This window comes from Microbulbifer maximicatervae (SeqCode) (assembly GCF_052467385.1).
Genome location: NZ_CP174311.1, coordinates 2982656 through 3000029, shown reverse-complemented (window position 1 = coordinate 3000029; position 17374 = coordinate 2982656). Strand labels below are relative to the sequence as shown.

General features: G+C 47.4%; 12 protein-coding genes. 7 read left to right on the top strand and 5 right to left on the bottom strand.

Annotated elements, in window-relative coordinates:
• Positions 1-19 precede the first annotated feature (19 nt).
• Positions 20-433, top strand: a complete 414-nt coding sequence (locus tag ACJJIR_RS12630) for a hypothetical protein (RefSeq protein WP_444905616.1) — start codon at positions 20-22, stop codon at positions 431-433.
• Between the two features lie 85 nt (positions 434-518).
• Entirely contained in the window at positions 519-833 is a 315-nt protein-coding gene (locus ACJJIR_RS12625) for a hypothetical protein (protein WP_444905615.1), read from the top strand.
• Positions 834-861: 28 nt separating this feature from the next.
• On the opposite strand, the gene ACJJIR_RS12620 is transcribed toward ACJJIR_RS12625, so the two are convergent.
• The 5 genes from ACJJIR_RS12620 to putA all read right to left on the bottom strand — a co-directional run bounded on the left by ACJJIR_RS12620 (position 862) and on the right by putA (position 10334).
• A complete protein-coding gene (locus ACJJIR_RS12620) occupies positions 862-1803 on the bottom strand; it encodes an IS110 family RNA-guided transposase (protein WP_444905614.1) in 942 nt (313 codons plus the stop codon).
• A gap of 805 nt (positions 1804-2608) precedes the next feature.
• On the bottom strand, positions 2609-3289 hold the full coding sequence (locus ACJJIR_RS12615; protein ID WP_444905613.1) for a hypothetical protein: 681 nt from the start codon (positions 3287-3289) through the stop codon (positions 2609-2611).
• Positions 3290-4009: 720 nt separating this feature from the next.
• On the bottom strand, positions 4010-5989 hold the full coding sequence (locus tag ACJJIR_RS12610; protein ID WP_444905612.1) for an alkyl/aryl-sulfatase: 1980 nt from the start codon (positions 5987-5989) through the stop codon (positions 4010-4012).
• Positions 5990-6545: 556 nt separating this feature from the next.
• Positions 6546-6935 (bottom strand): hypothetical protein, encoded by a 390-nt coding sequence (locus ACJJIR_RS12605; RefSeq protein WP_444905611.1) that lies wholly within the window; start codon positions 6933-6935, stop codon positions 6546-6548.
• Between the two features lie 252 nt (positions 6936-7187).
• Positions 7188-10334, bottom strand: coding sequence for a bifunctional proline dehydrogenase/L-glutamate gamma-semialdehyde dehydrogenase PutA (gene putA, locus ACJJIR_RS12600; protein ID WP_444905610.1), 3147 nt, complete (start codon positions 10332-10334; stop codon positions 7188-7190).
• Between the two features lie 141 nt (positions 10335-10475).
• Here putA and ACJJIR_RS12595 point away from each other — a divergent pair, with 141 nt between their 5' ends.
• The 5 genes from ACJJIR_RS12595 (at position 10476) to ACJJIR_RS12575 (ending at position 17134) form a co-directional block, all read left to right on the top strand.
• Positions 10476-10985: an Lrp/AsnC ligand binding domain-containing protein gene (locus ACJJIR_RS12595; RefSeq protein ID WP_108732847.1), complete on the top strand. Its 510-nt coding sequence runs from the start codon at positions 10476-10478 to the stop codon at positions 10983-10985.
• A 254-nt stretch (positions 10986-11239) separates the two neighbouring features.
• Positions 11240-12394 (top strand): acyl-CoA dehydrogenase family protein, encoded by a 1155-nt coding sequence (locus tag ACJJIR_RS12590; RefSeq protein WP_413665396.1) that lies wholly within the window; start codon positions 11240-11242, stop codon positions 12392-12394.
• Positions 12395-12570: 176 nt separating this feature from the next.
• The gene (locus ACJJIR_RS12585) at positions 12571-14577 is read left to right on the top strand and encodes an alkyl/aryl-sulfatase (RefSeq protein WP_444905609.1); all 2007 of its coding nucleotides are present in this window, start codon (positions 12571-12573) and stop codon (positions 14575-14577) included.
• 67 nt (positions 14578-14644) lie between these two features.
• Entirely contained in the window at positions 14645-15871 is a 1227-nt protein-coding gene (locus ACJJIR_RS12580) for a phytanoyl-CoA dioxygenase family protein (protein ID WP_444905608.1), read from the top strand.
• Positions 15872-15907: 36 nt separating this feature from the next.
• Entirely contained in the window at positions 15908-17134 is a 1227-nt protein-coding gene (locus tag ACJJIR_RS12575) for a phytanoyl-CoA dioxygenase family protein (protein WP_444905607.1), read from the top strand.
• Positions 17135-17374 lie beyond the last annotated feature (240 nt).

Here is a 17374-nt window from a genome sequence, read left to right as displayed (position 1 = left end):
CGTTAAATTGTATGTAACCATGAAGATCATTTTTCTTTTTATAATTTTTTTCTTATCAGGTTGTGCAACTGTAACCTGGGATGGAGGCTTACCAGGAAGAGAATACGAGATTACATTTCACGATACTGATGGCTACCCTGTGCAAGGTGTTGTAGCCAGTTGTATCGGAAACAGCATTTGGCCAAGTGAAGAAATGGCTAAAGAAATAAATAATCTCTCTGTCTCATCAGATAAAAATGGTTTAATGCTTTTGAAGCACGATAGCTATGGCGTTCATGGTTCCTACAAACAACTTGGCCGATGGGAATGGGGTCATTCGAAATCAGGGGAAGTAACTTGCGATTTTCTCTACAATGGTAAAATCGTAAATTCTGGTAAGCTTTACAGCTTTAACCAACCAAGCATAGTGAAAATAAACACCAATGAAATTTAACAAAGCTAGCCACCATCGCCCTTTCGGGCTGGACCTCAGCACTGCGTGCTTCGGCCGGTGCTAGCGGCGTTAACCCTAGGAAAGCATGATCAAACTATTCGCAAAGAAAAAAGATCATGCGCTTCTCGACGAGATGCTCTACGTCCTAAAAGAAACTTTGAGACTGGCTAAAATCTCTGAAGATTCTATCTGGTCCGATATGGACGTAGAGGAGATTTCCGGTATGTTGAGCAAGGCAGTAGAAAAAATTGAGGCCGGGAAATCTCCCTCAATGTTTAAGCTTAAGTATTTATTTGCCCCAACAGGCCCAATCCAAGAAACATCAATGGAAAATGGGTGGTCTGATCTTTACTTGGAGTTATCCGAACGCTTTGATGAGGCAGCGGAAAAGTGGGGTTAACAAGTGACTATGGTTACTCGTCAAGTTTTTAAGCCATACTTTCATCCCAGTAGGTGTTGTTTTTCACCATCGTATTCAGAATCGTAATCTGCTTTCTCATGCAGGCAATCAGAGCGACCTTTTTAGGTTTGCCAGCGTCGACTAATCGCTTATACATCGGCTTTAATTTGGGATGATGTTGCATGGCCGACATAATGGAAACAAACAGAACCGTACGTACACGATGCCTTCCACCCCGAATATATCTCTTTCCCTGGAAGCTGCCGCTATCACGGTTCATCGGGGCGATACCGACAAGTGCAGCGATTTCTTTACGGTTCAATTTTCCTAGCTCGGGAAGTTCACTCATCAACGTATAAGCCAATACATTTCCGACCCCTTTAGCACTCAACAATAGGCCGCGCCTTTGCCGCCACTCAGACACACTGTTAACCAGTTTATCCAGTTGCTTGTCGATACCTTGTAGCTCTTTTTTGATGGTGTTTAGAATGGTCTGTATAGGTTTGTGTACTGATTTCGGCATTCTCTGAAGCCGATTCTTTTGCATTGTGCTCATCTCTAAACACTGACTTCTTACCGCCAGTAAGTCACTGATCTCCCTAAGCTTTTCTGGCTTTAGTACCGACAGCCTTGGCTTCATGGCCTCACCAAAATGTGCTATATCCATTGCATCTAGCTTGTCGGTTTTGGCGAGGCGCCCTGCGGATTTAGCGAAGCTTCTTATCTGAGAAGGATTGCAAACAACAATAGGTAATCCTGCTTTGTCGGCGGCGCAAACAAACTCTAACTCGAGTCTTCCCGTAGACTCTATTAATACTCTTAGAGGTTTAAGGGGTTGAAGTTGTTTAATGGCATCCTTAATGCCACTTTTATCATTGGCAACACTAAAAAACTGGCCAGTAGGTCTCACATAAATATCGAGTTGTTTACTGCTGGTATCGATACCGACATTGATCTCTTGAGGTTCCATAAGATAAGCTATCTCCGCCTTGCTATTCGGGCTCGAGGCCCACATGACTATCCGAGTTATGCCTAGTGAGTGCTTATCACGTTCATACTTGTTATCGGTCTTTTACGAACCGGCCAGGCAGCGAACTGTGATAAACAAGGCCTTCGGTGGCCGCCGAAGGTGGGTCTCAATTTACCCGTTAACGAAAAGGATTTTCAACATCAGAATCAGACAAGAACAATCATACAAGTCAAACCAAAGGGTGAAACAAGGCTGCGCCTCTGCTAAAGGAGTTTGAAACCTCTCCTTTTCGAGTAGATGCTTGCCTTTTGAATAGGGTAGAAGAGTGCGCCTAAAATAGTAAGTGAAAAACGTGTTATTGGATACGCAGTAGAGCTCAAAGTTGGAATTGTAGCTCCAATAGAAGATCTTCAAATCGACATGGTTACTATTGCCAAATTAATGAGAGCGTACCCAGTGGTGATATTTACGAGGCGACAAATAACTTAAGTTATCGATACTGCCCAAATCCTAAACATGGATAGGCAAATAAGGTTTGGCTTTCAGTTGGTAAATATTTAATCAGATGACTTGCTGAATGCTAGTTAACAGTTCTTGCAAAAGCTCTCAGTGCAGTTAGCTGGATTTATTTATAGCTTGTCTTGCAAATAGAATCATAGAAATATAGATGGAAACTGACAAGGGCGCTCAGTGCTTTATCTCTGTCGCCCTTGCCACTAGCGATAACTCATGCAATTAAGCTGTACTCTAATTCTTAACTGCATACCACAATGAACTCAATGTATTATTGGAATTGTTAATTATATTAGTCCTCAGGGGGTGGCGGTGGTGGAGGGGGCGGCGGTGGTTCGCTAGGGCTGTGCGGTGCGAGGGTAATTAGTAGAGTAACAACGCAGATTGCCTTCATTGTGAGGCCGCCAAGCAAGCAGAAAATCAGGGCAAGAGAATCGTCGTGAAGGTAGGTTAAGACGGGGAAGAGCTGTGGCCTTTCCGGTGCGCGGCCTTCCTGAATAGCCTCAACTAGGTGCTTTCCTTCTTCGCTAATTTCTATTCTACTTAAAAGTGCTTGTCGAAGAGTTAAGAGCCATTTCTCCGGAGTGCCATACTTTTTTAATCCCTCTTTAAGCGCTGTCGCCAATGTTTCATCGACCTCTGTATTGGCGCGTATCTGTATTAAAAGTGAATCCGCATCAAGCCTTAGAATTTCTGAAAGACTATCCTTGAGTTGATCAAGAGATTCAAGTGCAACCTGAGACGCTTCAATCATGCATTCAAGTGATTGAAGCATATACAACGACCAGACATCTAATGCCCCGGAGGAAGTTAGCAACTCATCGTAGTATTTTGAATCTACCGCAAGACCATCTTCAATTCGTGTTGCTGCAAGGATTTTGGTGCGAAATGATCGATAAGACTTAAAGTCCCTGGCTGTCGTATCTGTTGCAGCAATCTTTTTTGCTACCGAAAGTTCCATTATATCTTCCATTGTCCATTTCCATTTCCATTGTCCAATACGATTTAATAATGCGGTGTGGACAGTAAATATTTTATGTGAGCCAATCAAGCCGTTGTAAGATTTTGTAATTTTCGATGTTGACGGCTAGAAGAACTATTACGTATTTGTTGTTTGGTGCGTAATATCAATAAATAGTAATAGGTTTGATTTGTGAGTGTTGTCTATTTCTATTGTGAGTAAATTGAGGGTTTTTAAGTTGGATTTAATATGGTTGGCTTAGGTTGTGATTCTGCGGTTATAGGTTTTTATGCGTGGTTTATAGCAGATTGGCTTTTAGGGCGGAGTGAGGTGGGGTGGTGAGTAATCTTATTATGTGCCGAGATTATCTTAATCATTGCAGAGGCTGTTTTAGAGACGCTTGTAAATTAATCTATCTAAGAAGTTTCCTGCAGAACTTTGCATTCTGTGTGTCATGATTTTCAATTGGGTTGAACAGTTGTTGAATGCTGATGCAGGTTTGAAATAGGCGGATGGGTAGTTAGTTTGACGGATGGGTTCACGTGCTATGCGGGGCACATTCTATCAATCGGTAGTATGACTTTCTTGGGTAGGGAGAATTTAGCCTTGTAAACATACAGAGCCCAAAAGGCTCTGTATTGTTTGGGTTGGTATGGGTCAGATATCTGCTGTTATCAGGCGTATTACAGTTTGTGGTTAGTTAGAATTTTACACGCTGGCCGTTTAACTTCTTCAAGGTGTTACAAGGCTAAAATTACGATCAAATTTATCAAATAACCGTCCAAATTTTATTAGGGCCAAAGGATTTCCGCTCACCTTGAGTCGGCCATCTTTGATTAGAGTAGGGGCGCCTACTAACCCGCTAAACATCATACGTAAGTCGGTACTGTTCAGGGCGAGGCTGGCAGAGGGCTCGCTACTGTGTCGGCCGGGGTAGCCGTGTAGTACCCCATTTTGTACTACGACTAGGTACTTTTCTCCAGTGTCAGTCATATCGATATTTAAGCGGATATCTGCATCTGCCGCTTTCTCACCGTTAAGGCGCACCGCCATCGCGTCGAAAAGTAGCTGGAGAGGGACTCGCGCTACTATTTCTTCATCGGGCAGCATTTCTTCACGGTATTCGATACCATGACGTAACTCCTTGGCTCCGGAGAGATAAAAGTTGCGCCAGATACCAGATTCTGACTGATAGCCGAGTTGCTCTAGGCTGTCAGCCAATAGGTAACGGGCTTGCTCGTTATCAGGTTCAGCGAAAACCAAGTGCTTTAGCACCATGGCTACCCAGCGATAATTGCCCTGGGCGAAATCCTGTCGGGCCCGAGCCATAATGGCTTCTCCCCCCCCCATGTAGTCAATGTAGTGCTCTGCAGCTTCTTCCTGAGGAATAGGGTGGAGGTTTGCTGGGTTGCCATCGAAATAACCCAAATAGCGATTGTAAACTGCCTTGGCTCCAACATTGACAGTGCCGTAGTACCCTCGATTGGCCCAAGCCTGAGAAAGGTTCTTGGGCAGCTCAAGGCGCTCTGCAACCTCGACCATATCGTAACCGTGGTTAGCTAGGCGCAGTGTTTGGTCGTGGATATATTTATAAAGATCCCTCTGCTTAGCCAGGTAATCCATAGCTTCATCTTTGCCCCAGGTGGGCCAGTGGTGGCTGCTGAAAACCACCTCGGTCTTATCGCCAAATTTCTCCATGGCGTACTCAATATAGCGACTCCAGGCCTTGGCATCGCGGGTTTTTGCACCACGCAGAGTGTAAATATTATGCAGTGTATGGTTGGCGATCTCACTCATGCAGAGTGCGTTAAATTGAGGGAAGAAAAACACAATCTCTGCGGGTGCTTCGGCCCCGGGTGTGTTAATGAAGACGATGTCCACTCCATCAACTGCCATCTCTGCACCGGTTTCAGTAATCTCTATTGTTGGCGTAGCTATTCCGTGCTCACCATCTGATACTCGGTTGCCTAAGCCGGAAGAGACAAAACCCTCCGGACTGGAGGGCAGTAAATTTCCAAATTGGTATAACGCACGGCGCTGCATCACATTCCCAGTGCGCACATTCTCGCTAATCGCCTCCTCAGCAAAACCCTCTGGTGCAATAATGTCGATAGAACCGCTCGCGAGCTGTTCTTTAGTCAGAACTCCAGTTATTCCAGCGAAATGGTCTGCGTGGCTATGGGTAAAAATAACGGCGCTTACCGGTTGCTCTCCTAGTGCCTTGTTGGCCAGTGCAAGTGCTGCAGCTGCAGTCTCCGCAGAAGTGAGAGGGTCGATAACAATCCAGCCGTTTTCTCCCTGCACCAGAGTCATATTGGCCAGATCTAGCGAGCGCACCTGATAGATACCATCTACCACTTTGAACAGGCCGTTATTCAGGACGTTGAGCTGGGCCTGACGCCAAAGGCTGGGGTTGACGGTATCAGGAGGGGTACCTTGTAAAAATTGCATCTGGGATAGCCCATAGACTTCCCGACCTTCGGTATTTTTCACTTGGGCGCCGGGAATAGATTCAATAAAGCCTCGTTTAGCCAGCAGAAAATCAGTTTCATCGCCGAAGGGGAGTTGTTTTGCCAGGGATCTATTGTGGGAAATAGTTGCCTTGGAGGCGGGTTTGATCTCGGTATTTAAATTTTCTGTGTGAGTTTTTGGTTCACTACCACAGGCAATCAAAAAGAAGGACAGCAACCACATCAGTATCAGCGAGCGCATTGAGACTCCCCAAAATCGGTGTACATGAAACTTCATTTTTATACTGGGGCAGGGTTTTTATTGCCCAGAGTGGCCTTAGCTTCTCCCACCTGCGGTGGCGCGTCAAGACAAGAACTGTCCCTTTGGCGGCGTAAAAGTCTTTCTGCAAGGGAAACAGTTTCATGTTACCCACTGGTTAACCAGTTTTGTCATTGGGCTTTGTATTTTCTACCAATACAGTCGCGATTGTCGGCATTGTGATGTGTGAAGAGTTTGTGGTTCCTGAATCGAAGACGCTGGATTGTCGTAGCTGATAGTTTAATCTGGTCTGTTTTTATATGCCCTTAGGGATTTTATATTTAACAGGTTTAGGAAGGTTTCTATGATAGTAGATGGTCGTAAATGTAAGTTTATTTTTAGCTTTTTTCTGTTGGTGCTAGTACCAAGCTAGCCATTCAAAATAGGGTGTCTTATTTATCAAATTCTATTTTAAAAATAAGACACCATCTAGTTGGAGTTTGAACAGGTCGCCGATCAAAAATTCTTTAACTTCTATTAATCTTAACTCGAGAGGTAATTAAACGGCAGGTGATATATTTGCGCTTTTCCTGGAGAACGATGCGCTTAAGAGTGCGCAAAATACGAGAGCTATGATATGAGGTATGTGAAGTGTGTATTCACTGGTGTGGAAAAAATACAGAGTGGCTTCGCAGGCGATAATGGCAATTGCTGCAGTTGCCCATGGATGCAGTTTTATCAGCCTAGATGCTAAGAAAATGAGTGTGAAAACAATTAGTCCATATCCTATTAAATGGACAACAAAAACTTCCCAAAGGACAGCTCCTCCATCTGAAAGGAGTGCTCTGAAAGCTTCGGGTATAGCGATGGCCGCAGAATATCCTGTAATTAATGGGCCTAAGTATCCGGCGACTAAGCCTATTATTATTCCAGCTATTATGTTTTTCATTGAATCCATTCCATTTTTTAGGGTTGACCAACTATACCTTATGTGGAGCTGTAAAAGAAAATACTTGGTTGTTGCCGCAAAAGACTGCGCTTGAAATTGAACTAATTGCCATGATTCATCCGATTAATTTACAGGGGCTGAAAAATTTACGGGAAAGGGAAGTTTGGAGTTGGTACTTTGTGGGTGGTTAGCGAAATAATTCTCCACAAAAAAGCGGGCTAAAAGCCCGCTCTCTCATTGTTTTATCGAAGCTTATTGCCCCAATGTAAACAGTGCAGTGTTACCGCCAGTGGCAACAGTGTTAATAGTTTTGGTTTTTTCGCTGGCGAAACGGAATAGGTAATGCGGGCCACCGGCTTTGGGGCCGGTGCCGGATAGGCCGTGGCCGCCGAAGGGGTTAACACCTACTACTGCGCCAACCATATCGCGGTTTACATAGCAGTTGCCGACGTTGATACGCTTGAATACCGCGTGGGCGCGGCCTTCGATGCGGGAGTGCAGTCCGAAGGTGAGGCCGTAGCCGGTGGCATTAATGCGGCGGATTACGTCTTCCAGCTCGTCTGCCTTGAAGCGAACTACATGTAGGAAGGGTCCGAAAGTCTCGCGCCTGAGCACGGAGAAGTCTTCAATCTCTACTACCTGCGGGCCGAAGAAGGTGCCTTCGCTGGGCTTCTTCGCTTCCTCAAATGCAAATAGCGGCTTGGCTTCTTTCGCCATGCGCTCGCGGTGGGATTCCAGCATGCCGAGGGCTTTTTCGTCGATAACCGGACCGATATCGGTATCCAGTTTACCGGGATCGCCGAGGGTCAGTTCTTCACACGCGCCTTTCAGCATATTCAGCAGGTTATCGGCGATGACATCCTGTACACACAGGATACGCAGAGCGGAACAGCGCTGACCGGCACTGAGGAAGGCAGACTGAATTACATCGTCTACCACCTGCTCGGGCAGGGCAGTGGAGTCTACGACCATGACATTCTGGCCGCCGGTTTCGGCGATCAGCGGTACAATCGGACCTTCTTTCGCTGCCAGCTGCTGGTTGATCAGGCGTGCGGTTTCGGTTGAGCCGGTGAAGGCTACACCGCCAAGGCGGGGATCTTCGATCAGCAGTTTGCCCACTGCGGCACCGGTACCTGTGATCAAGTGCAGTACTTTTGGCGGCACGCCGGCATCGAGCATCAAGCGCACGGCGTGTGCAGCGATGATGGGGGTTTGCTCTGCGGGCTTGGCCAGTACGGCATTACCGGCGGCGAGTGCAGCAACTACCTGACCAGTAAAGATTGCCAGGGGGAAGTTCCAAGGGCTGATGCACACGAAGGTGCCACGGCCACTCAAATACAGCTGATTTTGTTCACCGGTAGGGCCTGGTAGTTCGGTGGGCTCACTGAAATGCTGGCGTGCGCCGTTGGCGTAGTAGCGGCAGAAGTCGATAGCTTCGCGCACTTCACTAATGCCATCATTTAGGGTGCGGCCCGCTTCAATGCAAATAATTGCAGCCAGTTCATTGGCTTTATCTTCGTAGAGATCAGCAATTCTGTCGAGAATATCCGCGCGGTGTTTTCCACCCTGGCGATCCCAGTCGATCTGCGCTTCAGTGGCAGAGGCATAGGCCTGCTCAATCAGGTGCTTATCAGTATTCGCGGTGTGTCCAATTTTTTCGCCGGTTGCCGGGTTGTAAACCGGTTCTTCCGCTTCGCCCATGGTGCCGTTGACGATAGGGCCACCGAGGAAGTGCTTTTCGCGTTGCTGCTCAAGTTCTTTCAGCAGGGGATCAACGGAGAGAGGGTCAGTCAGTTCGATGCCGTGTGAGTTTTTCCGTGGCAAGGCTTCTGCGCCCATATAAATATTCTCCGGGACAGGAATTTGCGGGTGACGGTAGGGGTTGCAGGCTTCGCTTTGTTCCAGGGTGTCCTGGACCAGGGCTTCAACCGGCGTTGCCTCGTCCATAAAGCGGTTAACAAAGGAGCTATTAGCTCCGTTTTCCAGCAGGCGACGAACCAGGTAGGGCAGTAAGTCACGATGTGCCCCCACGGGTGCGTAGACGCGCACGGGCACACGCTTGCCGTGTACCGCTTCAATTTGTGCGTACAGCAAGTGGCCCATGCCGTGCAGGCGCTGGAATTCAAAGTCGGTGCGGCCATTGGCCAGCTCAAGAATCAGCCCGACGGTGTAGGCGTTGTGGGTGGCAAATTGCGGATAGATTGCATCGCCAGCTTCCAACAGTTTTTTCGCACAGACCTGGTATGACAGATCGGTGTGGCATTTACGCGTGTATACCGGGTAGTCCGGCAGGCCCATTTGCTGGGAGTGTTTGATTTCACTATCCCAGTAAGCGCCTTTAACCAGGCGCACCATCAGCTTGCGGCCGGTATCGCGGCCTAGGGCAATCAGCCAGTCGGCGACATGGGGGGCGCGCTTTTGGTAGGCCTGGAGTACAAAGCCCAATCCTTGCCAGTCTTTAATGTCGGGGTCGCGGGCGAGCGCCTCGAAGATATCCAGAGAGATATCCAGGCGGTCTGCCTCTTCTGCGTCGATATTAAGGCCCATATCGTATTGGGCTGCGGCGACACAAAGTCGCTTCACCTGGGGCAGCAATTCGTCCATTACGCGATCCCGCTGCAGCACACTGTAGCGGGGGTGCAGGGCGGAAAGCTTGATGGAAATACCGTTGGCCTCAACCACATCCCGCTGAGTGTTGTCTTTGCCGATCTCTTCGATAGCCATCATATAGGCATCGAAGTAGCGGTGGGCGTCGGCCATAGTGCGGGCGCCTTCGCCCAGCATGTCGAAGGAAAAGCGGGTGCCTGGGAGGTTTTCTTTGGGGCCGCGTTTCAGGGCTTCCTTGATGGTGCGGCCGAGTACGTACTGGCCACCCATAATTTTCATGGCCTGCATCATGGAGGTGCGCACCATGGGCTCGCCGATACGGCTAACCAGGCGTTTCATCCAGTGGGAGGGACGCTCGGTGATATCCGGGTCCAGCTCCACCACGCTGCCGGTGAGCATCAGGCCCCAGGTTGAGGCGTTCACAAACAGGGAGTCGGACTGGCCACGATGGCTGGACCAGTTGCCGGAATGCACTTTCTCGGCGATTAGTTTGTCGGCAGTATCGGCGTCTGGTACCCGGAGCAGGGACTCTGCCAGGCACATCAATGCAACCCCTTCCTTATTGGAAAGGCCGAATTGCTGAAGGAAAGCGTCCAGCGTTCCGCGCTTGCTGCGCTGCTGTCGCGAATGGTGAACCAGTGCGCGCGAGGTGTTCAGAATTTTCTTGCGCATCTCGTCGCTGGGGCGTGGCGCAGCCAGCAGCTCGCTCACGCAGAGGTTTTCGTCGGCGTGCAAATACTCGCGTGCCCGGTCTCGGGCATTCTGGAGGTCTCCGGCGAAGTTTGTCGACATATCGTCTCCCAAGCTCTATATCTAGGGTCAGAATAAAAAACCGGATTATGTGCGAAAATCGTTAGAATTAATCGCCATAATGTCGCGAGTTGTGGTTAAATATCACGCCTAATTGCGTGATTACCAGTAGGGTATTTTGTAATGTCTCGACAGTTGGAAGATCTTGATCGTATTGATCGCCAAATACTGCGAATTCTGCAACGTCACGGCCGCTTGCCGAACGTGGAATTGGCGCGCCGGGTTAACCTTAGTCCCACCCCATGCCTGGAGCGAGTCAAGCGGCTCGAAAGGGAAGGATTTATTCGCGACTATGTAGCGCTACTCGACCCGCTCAAAGTTCATGCGGGCCTGGTGGTCTACATCCAAGTGACCCTGAACAATACAGCGACTGAGGCATTGGAAGCCTTTAATGAGCATGTGGCTGGACTGGAGGAGGTCCAGGAGTGCCATATGGTTGCCGGTGGTTTTGACTACCTGGTGAAAATTCGTATTAAGGATATGCTGGGTTATCGTCGCTTCCTCGGTGAAAAGCTGGCATCCGTACCGGGAGTACGGGAAACCCACACTTATGTGGTGATGGAGGAAGTGAAGACTGATACCGCTGTAGCGGTACCGGACCCAGAACCCAGTGTGAAAGGTTCGCGGCGCTAATTGAGCGCAGTCAAATATCCTGTGCGGAGTGAGAGAACTGTAGCGATTTTGCTGGTTGGCTTTTTTATGAACCTGGGTAGGAATCTGAATTCTCTCCTCAGGCCTCAATCATAGGGATTGATTGCTGATTTCATGGATGAACAGATGGAATTGGCAACCATTGTCGGCGCGGTTTTTATTATGCTCGGCATAGCGATGCGGTACCAAGGTGGGTGCCGTGTGATTTGTCCGTAATAACTATAAGTAGGTACTGTATGGATTTTTCACTGAGCGAAGAACAGCAGATGATTCAGGATGCGGCAAAGCAATTTGCTGACAGTGAACTGAAACCCATTGCTGCCGAACTCGACAAGACCGGTAATCGAGAGCTCTTGTTGGAAAAGCTCAAGCAATTGGCAGAGCTGGGCTTTATGGGAATCAATATTGATCCCAATTACGGCGGTACTGGTGCTGGTACTGTCGCATTCTCCCTGGCGATCGCCGAGCTGGCGCGGGGCTGTGCCTCTGTTGCAACGACCACCTCCGTAACCAACATGGTGGCAGAGGTTATTCAGGCGGTAGGTTCGGAAGAGCAGCGCCAAAAATACCTCCCCAAAATCTGTAGTGGAGAATACCCCGCAGGTTCTTTCTGTCTCACCGAGCCCGGTTCCGGTTCGGATGCGGCCTCTATGCGCACCCGTGCAGAGAAGCAGGGTGATGAGTACGTTCTTAACGGCAGCAAGCTCTTTATTAGTAGCGCCGAATTTGCTGGTATTTTTGTTGTTTGGGCGGTGACAGATTCTTCCGCGCCTAAAGGCAAAGGTATTTCCTGCTTCCTGGTTGAAGCCGGCACACCGGGCCTGGTGATTGGCAAGGCCGAAGAGAAAATGGGACAGAAAGCCTCTGTTACCAATGAGGTTTCTTTCGACAATTGCCGTATTCCTGCCTCCCATCTTTTGGGTGAAGAAAATCGCGGCTTTCGCATTGCTGCAGGCGAGCTCGCTGGAGGCCGAATCGGTATTGGCTCCCTGGCGCTGGGTATCGGCTTTGAAGCTTTGGATTGTGCCCGGGCTTATCTGCATGAGCGGGAGCAGTTTGGTAAAAAACTGGCGGAGTTCCAGGGGCTGCAATGGCAGCTTGCCGATAAATATACTGAGATGGAAGGTGCGCGACTCCTATTGCTGCAAGCCGCTTGGCAGAAAGATGCCGGAATGCCGTTTGGCCCTGCCGCTTCAATGGGCAAACTGTTCGCCAGTGAGAAGGCTAACGAGGCATGTTATTTAGCTCTGCAAATGCACGGTGGTGTGGGCTATACCCGTGAATATCCACTCGAACGTATGAGTCGGGATGTGAGAATCACTACAATCTACGAAGGTACCAGTGAGATCCAGCGCCTGATTATTGCCAGGCATTTACTGGATGTCAGATAATATTTAATGACAAAAAAGCCGGCGCTCTTCGCCGGCTTTTTTGTTTCTTTCCCCCTAAATTTGTCAGTTATTCTCCTGATGCCGGCATAAATACCCGTCCGCTTAATAGTTTCCTACCTATCCTCTACAAGGGACTCTGCCGCATCACTTTGCGAATCATGGAAAGGAAACAACTGATGAACGTTAACAAGCTGCCGCTGTTTTCGCTATTTCTAGTATTCCTTGCCTGTTCGCTAACGACCGTAAGTATCATGGCGAAAGAACCCAATCCCGCCAGTGTCGTCACAATGAAATCAAACCAGGCTGTACTGAAAGAGCTCCCCTTTGCAAATCGGAAGGACTTTGAGGATGTAAAGCGGGGGTTTATCGCTCCTCTACCAAATAATGGTGTTATTAAAAACAGCAAAGGCGATACGGTATGGAACTTGGAGCAATTTCAATTTGCTCGCGATAAAGAGGCTCCTGATAGTGCCAACCCCAGTCTGTGGCGGCAACTGCAATTAATTTCGGAGGGCGGTCTCTATGAGGTGATACCGCGAATCTACCAGGTTCGCAGTGCGGACCTCTCCAATATAACTTTTATTGAGGGCGATACCGGGGTCATTGTTATGGACCCGCTGATTTCTGCCGAGACGGCTGAAGCAGCGTTGAACCTCTATCGGCAGCATCGCGGAAACAAGCCTGTCGTTGCTGTGATCTACACCCACAGTCACGTTGACCACTATGGGGGTGTTCGCGGTGTTATCGATGAAGAAGATGTAAAATCAGGCAAGGTTAAGGTAATAGCCCCGCAAGATTTCCTAATTGAAGCTGTTAGTGAAAATGTCTTTGCAGGAAATCATATGGCGCGTCGTGCCAGTTTTATGTACGGGAACCTGATCCCTAAAGATCCCAAAGGTACCTTAGGGGCTGGCCTCGGTCTTGAAACCTCCACTGGCACCATCACACTGATAGAACCGACAGACTCCATTGTTGAGACCGGGCAAACTTTGGAACTGGATGGACTTATCTTTGAGTTTCTCTTGGCGCCGGGCTCTGAAGCGCCGGCAGAAATGCACTTCTATATTCCTCAACTCAAAGCCGTAACCGCTGCTGAGAACGCAACCCACACTTTGCACAACCTCTACACCTTGCGGGGAGCAAAGGTCCGAAATGCTCGTGACTGGTCTCGCTACCTCAATGAAACCGTGCAGCGCTGGGGTGGAAAAGCCGAAGTCCTGTTTGCACCCCATCACTGGCCAACCTGGGGGCCAGAGAATGTGGTGAATCACCTGAAAAAGCAGCGCGACCTATACAAGTACCTCAACGATCAAACCCTGAGATTAGCCAATCACGGGTACAACATGGTTCAAACGGCTGAGCTGATGGAGTTGCCTCCAGAACTCTCACAATATTGGGCCAACCGCGGCTATTACGGCAGTGTAAATCACGATACCCGTGCGGTATGGAACTACTACCTGGGGTTTTTCGATGGCAATCCCGCTCGCCTATATCCAATGCCACCGACGGCAGCGGGAATAAAGTACGTCGAGTATATGGGCGGGGCAGCCAATATTATCAAGCAGGCAAAGAAAGACTATGAGGCAGGAGAGTACCGCTGGGTTGCGGAGGTGCTCGATAAATTGGTTTCCGCAGAGCCTAATAATCGTGCAGCAAGAGACCTATTGGCAGATGCGTTAGAGCAATTGGGTTATCAGCAGGAGAATGGCACCTGGAGAAATTTTTTCTTAAGTGGTGCCAGGGAGTTGCGGGATGGTATCCAGAGATACCCTGTCCCTCTGACTGCGAGCCCGGACACTATTCGCAGTATGCCGGCTGGTTTGATTTTTGATTATCTGGGAATTCGACTCAACGGCCCAAAGGCAACTGGCAAAAAGCTCTCCATCAATATCAATATGCCGGACGTAAAAGAAAAGTATGCGCTTGTGCTTGAGAATGCGGTGTTGAACTATGGCCCCCCAGTTGAGAATCCAGGAAGCAGTGTGCAGATAAACCGCTCAGATCTCAATGATATCATCTTGGGTAGTGCATCTATCCAGGAGAAGATGGAGGATGGGAAAATCAAAATTGAGGGCGATGCGGGAGAGTTGAAGATATTACTTTCTTTAATGGACCGGTTTGATTTCTGGTGGAACCTGGTTACGCCTGAACCGATGGATAAGATGGTGCCAAAGGATTTCTAAGATCGGGTTGACTCAGAAGTAAGCGGATTGCGAAAAAGTATTGATCCATAGGAATAGGGTGAAGTGAATGGCAAATAAGGGAAGTACTCTATCTGAGATGTTGAAAGGGATAGGTACTTTGGAGGATAGTGCCGATTTCACTATTTCTTGGTTTCAGAGGTTACATATATATTTGGCAATCATAGGTTTTGTTATCTATCGCCTCTTGATTACCCCATGGAAAGTGCGGAAGAAAAGGAAATTCTTTTCAGATCTGGATGCCCTGAAGAACTTGCCTCTTAGACTCCCACAGCCTGATGAAATAAATGAGGAGGGGGAGAGCAACTTCCTTAAACAGGGTGAATTGGATTTCTTCAAAAAAAATGGCTTTTTGGTCCCATTTTCTGTTGTTTCAGAGGGTGAGGCTGTCAAGCTGAAGGGGCTTGCCCTTGATGAATATGATAAAAGTTTCCACGGAATTAGTTTTCTCGGGAATAAGGTTCGTGATATCGGAATTAGGCATGGGGACTGGCCGATAGAAGATGCTGGAGCCTATCAGGCACTAAGTCCCCCTTCATTTCGAGAGCTTCTAAGAAAGCCTAAAATATCGCACCGTTTAGCTAGTCTACTTGGCAACGAAGTTATTTGTTGGCGAAGTCAATTTTTCCATAAGATGCCGGGAACTGGCCCCACTGCCTGGCATCAAAATGCAACTTTCCGTGAGACAGGTAAATATGCCAAGCTTCAACCAGCGTTAGATGCAGACCCAGCGATAGTTCAGCTGAATGCGTGGGTGGCTCTAACTGATGCTGCTCGTGAAAATGGCTGCTTACTTTTACTTCCTGGATCGTTTTCGGATGCGAGAATTAGTTACCTATATGAATATATGCAAACCAATAGATACTTCTATCTGTCGCAGCTTCCGCTTTCACTTCCTCATTTATACTTTATGGCAAAAATCGGCTTCTATGGCTCTATATTTGCAAAGAGTGCCTTGGTGTTTTTCACAGCTGTGGAGATTTTAGGGGAGGATTTTTTTGAAAATTTCGAGGTTCTTGATGTTGAAATGAAGGCGGGAGAATGTCTTATTTTTTCTGCCTTAAATATGCATGCATCTTACCCGAACATAACAAAAATTGACTGCCGGTTCTCCTTTCTTGGGAGGTGTACCACAACTCATGTAAAGGTTTCCCCTTCTGGTAAAGATAGATTTCCTAGTGCTGAAGGTATGGTTGAGTTTGAGTTGCCAGAGGTTAGTTCATTTCAGATATATGGTGGTGATTCGTATGGGTACAACAAAATAATGCGAAACTAGTGGGGGGTAGTCATTACTTGAATGAGGTTAAGTTTTATGGAGACTGGAAAAAGTACTTTTTCGGAGATGCTGAAGGGATTTGGTTCTATGGGGGATGCTGCAGATTTTGCGATCTCCAAAGTGCAAGCCTTTCAAGTTCTAATAATGATCACTGTTGTTTTGCTTTATAAGCTATTAATCCTCCCATGGCGTGGTTCGAAAAAGAAGCAGATGTTTGATGAGCTGGATAAGCTTAGAAATATGACGGTGACTATTCCGAGAAAAAATGTCTCAAGGGATGGTGGTAAGGATGATTTCCTAACAGAAGAGCAAATTTGTTACTTTGAAAAAAATGGTTATTTGCCACCATTTCAGTTGGTTTCTGAAGATCAGGCAGCAAGTTTACGTAAAGAGGTTGAAGACGCATTTGCTGAAGACTTTCAAGGGGTAAGCTATGTTGGCAGTAAAGTAAGAGAGATAGAAAAGCGGCATGGACAATGGGTAATTGAAAGTGCTGGACTTTACCAGGCTCTTAGAATGAAGTCTTTTAGGGAGCTGTTGAGGAATCCAAAATTATCGCACACGCTTGCCAGTCTATTGGGTGATGAGGTGATGTGTTGGCGATCACAGTTTTTCGATAAATTTCCTGGTGCTAGCGGCACTATATGGCACCAAAATGCGACTTTTAGGGAGACTGGTAAATATGCGAAACTGCAGCCTACAAAAGATACTGATCCCGCAGTGATACAGCTTACTGCTTGGGTCGCTCTATCAGAATCTACTATTGAAAATGGCTGTTTGAGATTTTTGCCGGGGTCGTTTAGTGATGCAAGAATGGATTTTCTATACAGCTTTATACAAGATAATAAGTTATTTTATATTTCTTTGCTTCCTTTTTCATTCCGATATTTTTTTGATGTTTTTAAGGTGGTTTTGTTTGGTCGGATTTTCACTAAGAGTATATTTGTCTTTCTTACGGCAGCGAAGCTCTTAGGAGAGGATTTCTTTGATAAGTTCAAAGTTAAAGATATGGAGATGAAGCCGGGTGAGTGCATTGTGTTTTCATCTCTAAATATGCATGCATCATATCCAAATATATGTAGTAGTAATTCTCGGTTTTCCTTTGTGGGAAGATGTACGGCAAATCATGTACGGGTCGCACCGGGAGGTAAGGATGTATACTCAACAGCGGAGGGAATGGTGGAGTATGAACTTCCAGAGGTAGGTAGCTTTCAAGTTTATGGTAAGGATTCTTTTGGCTACAACAAGATATTGAAAGATTAACCTTTATGTACCTTTAAAAGAGAGCGTCTTACTTGGTCTCTTGTAGTTTGCTCTTTATGTTGTGTTGTAGAGTTATATGCGGTCTGCAGTTGGAAATCCTCACTTGTTACTTTGCTGTATAAGTTTTCTGGCTGAAATACTTTGAAAAACCAGCCTCTTCTTCAGGTGTAGTTGATGTGTTTGACCTATCTATGATAGGAGAGAGGCTGAATTCAGGTGGCGGAGTTTTTGACTATATTT

Coding starts and splice junctions, on each gene's coding strand:
- ACJJIR_RS12630 (WP_444905616.1), top strand. CDS start 20: ATGAAGATCATTTTTCTTTTTATAATTTTTTTCTTATCAGGTTGTGCA.
- putA (WP_444905610.1), bottom strand. CDS start 10,334: ATGTCGACAAACTTCGCCGGAGACCTCCAGAATGCCCGAGACCGGGCA.
- ACJJIR_RS12585 (WP_444905609.1), top strand. CDS start 12,571: ATGAACGTTAACAAGCTGCCGCTGTTTTCGCTATTTCTAGTATTCCTT.
- ACJJIR_RS12610 (WP_444905612.1), bottom strand. CDS start 5,989: ATGCGCTCGCTGATACTGATGTGGTTGCTGTCCTTCTTTTTGATTGCC.
- ACJJIR_RS12615 (WP_444905613.1), bottom strand. CDS start 3,289: ATGGAAGATATAATGGAACTTTCGGTAGCAAAAAAGATTGCTGCAACA.
- ACJJIR_RS12590 (WP_413665396.1), top strand. CDS start 11,240: ATGGATTTTTCACTGAGCGAAGAACAGCAGATGATTCAGGATGCGGCA.
- ACJJIR_RS12605 (WP_444905611.1), bottom strand. CDS start 6,935: ATGAAAAACATAATAGCTGGAATAATAATAGGCTTAGTCGCCGGATAC.
- ACJJIR_RS12625 (WP_444905615.1), top strand. CDS start 519: ATGATCAAACTATTCGCAAAGAAAAAAGATCATGCGCTTCTCGACGAG.
- ACJJIR_RS12575 (WP_444905607.1), top strand. CDS start 15,908: ATGGAGACTGGAAAAAGTACTTTTTCGGAGATGCTGAAGGGATTTGGT.
- ACJJIR_RS12580 (WP_444905608.1), top strand. CDS start 14,645: ATGGCAAATAAGGGAAGTACTCTATCTGAGATGTTGAAAGGGATAGGT.
- ACJJIR_RS12595 (WP_108732847.1), top strand. CDS start 10,476: ATGTCTCGACAGTTGGAAGATCTTGATCGTATTGATCGCCAAATACTG.
- ACJJIR_RS12620 (WP_444905614.1), bottom strand. CDS start 1,803: ATGGAACCTCAAGAGATCAATGTCGGTATCGATACCAGCAGTAAACAA.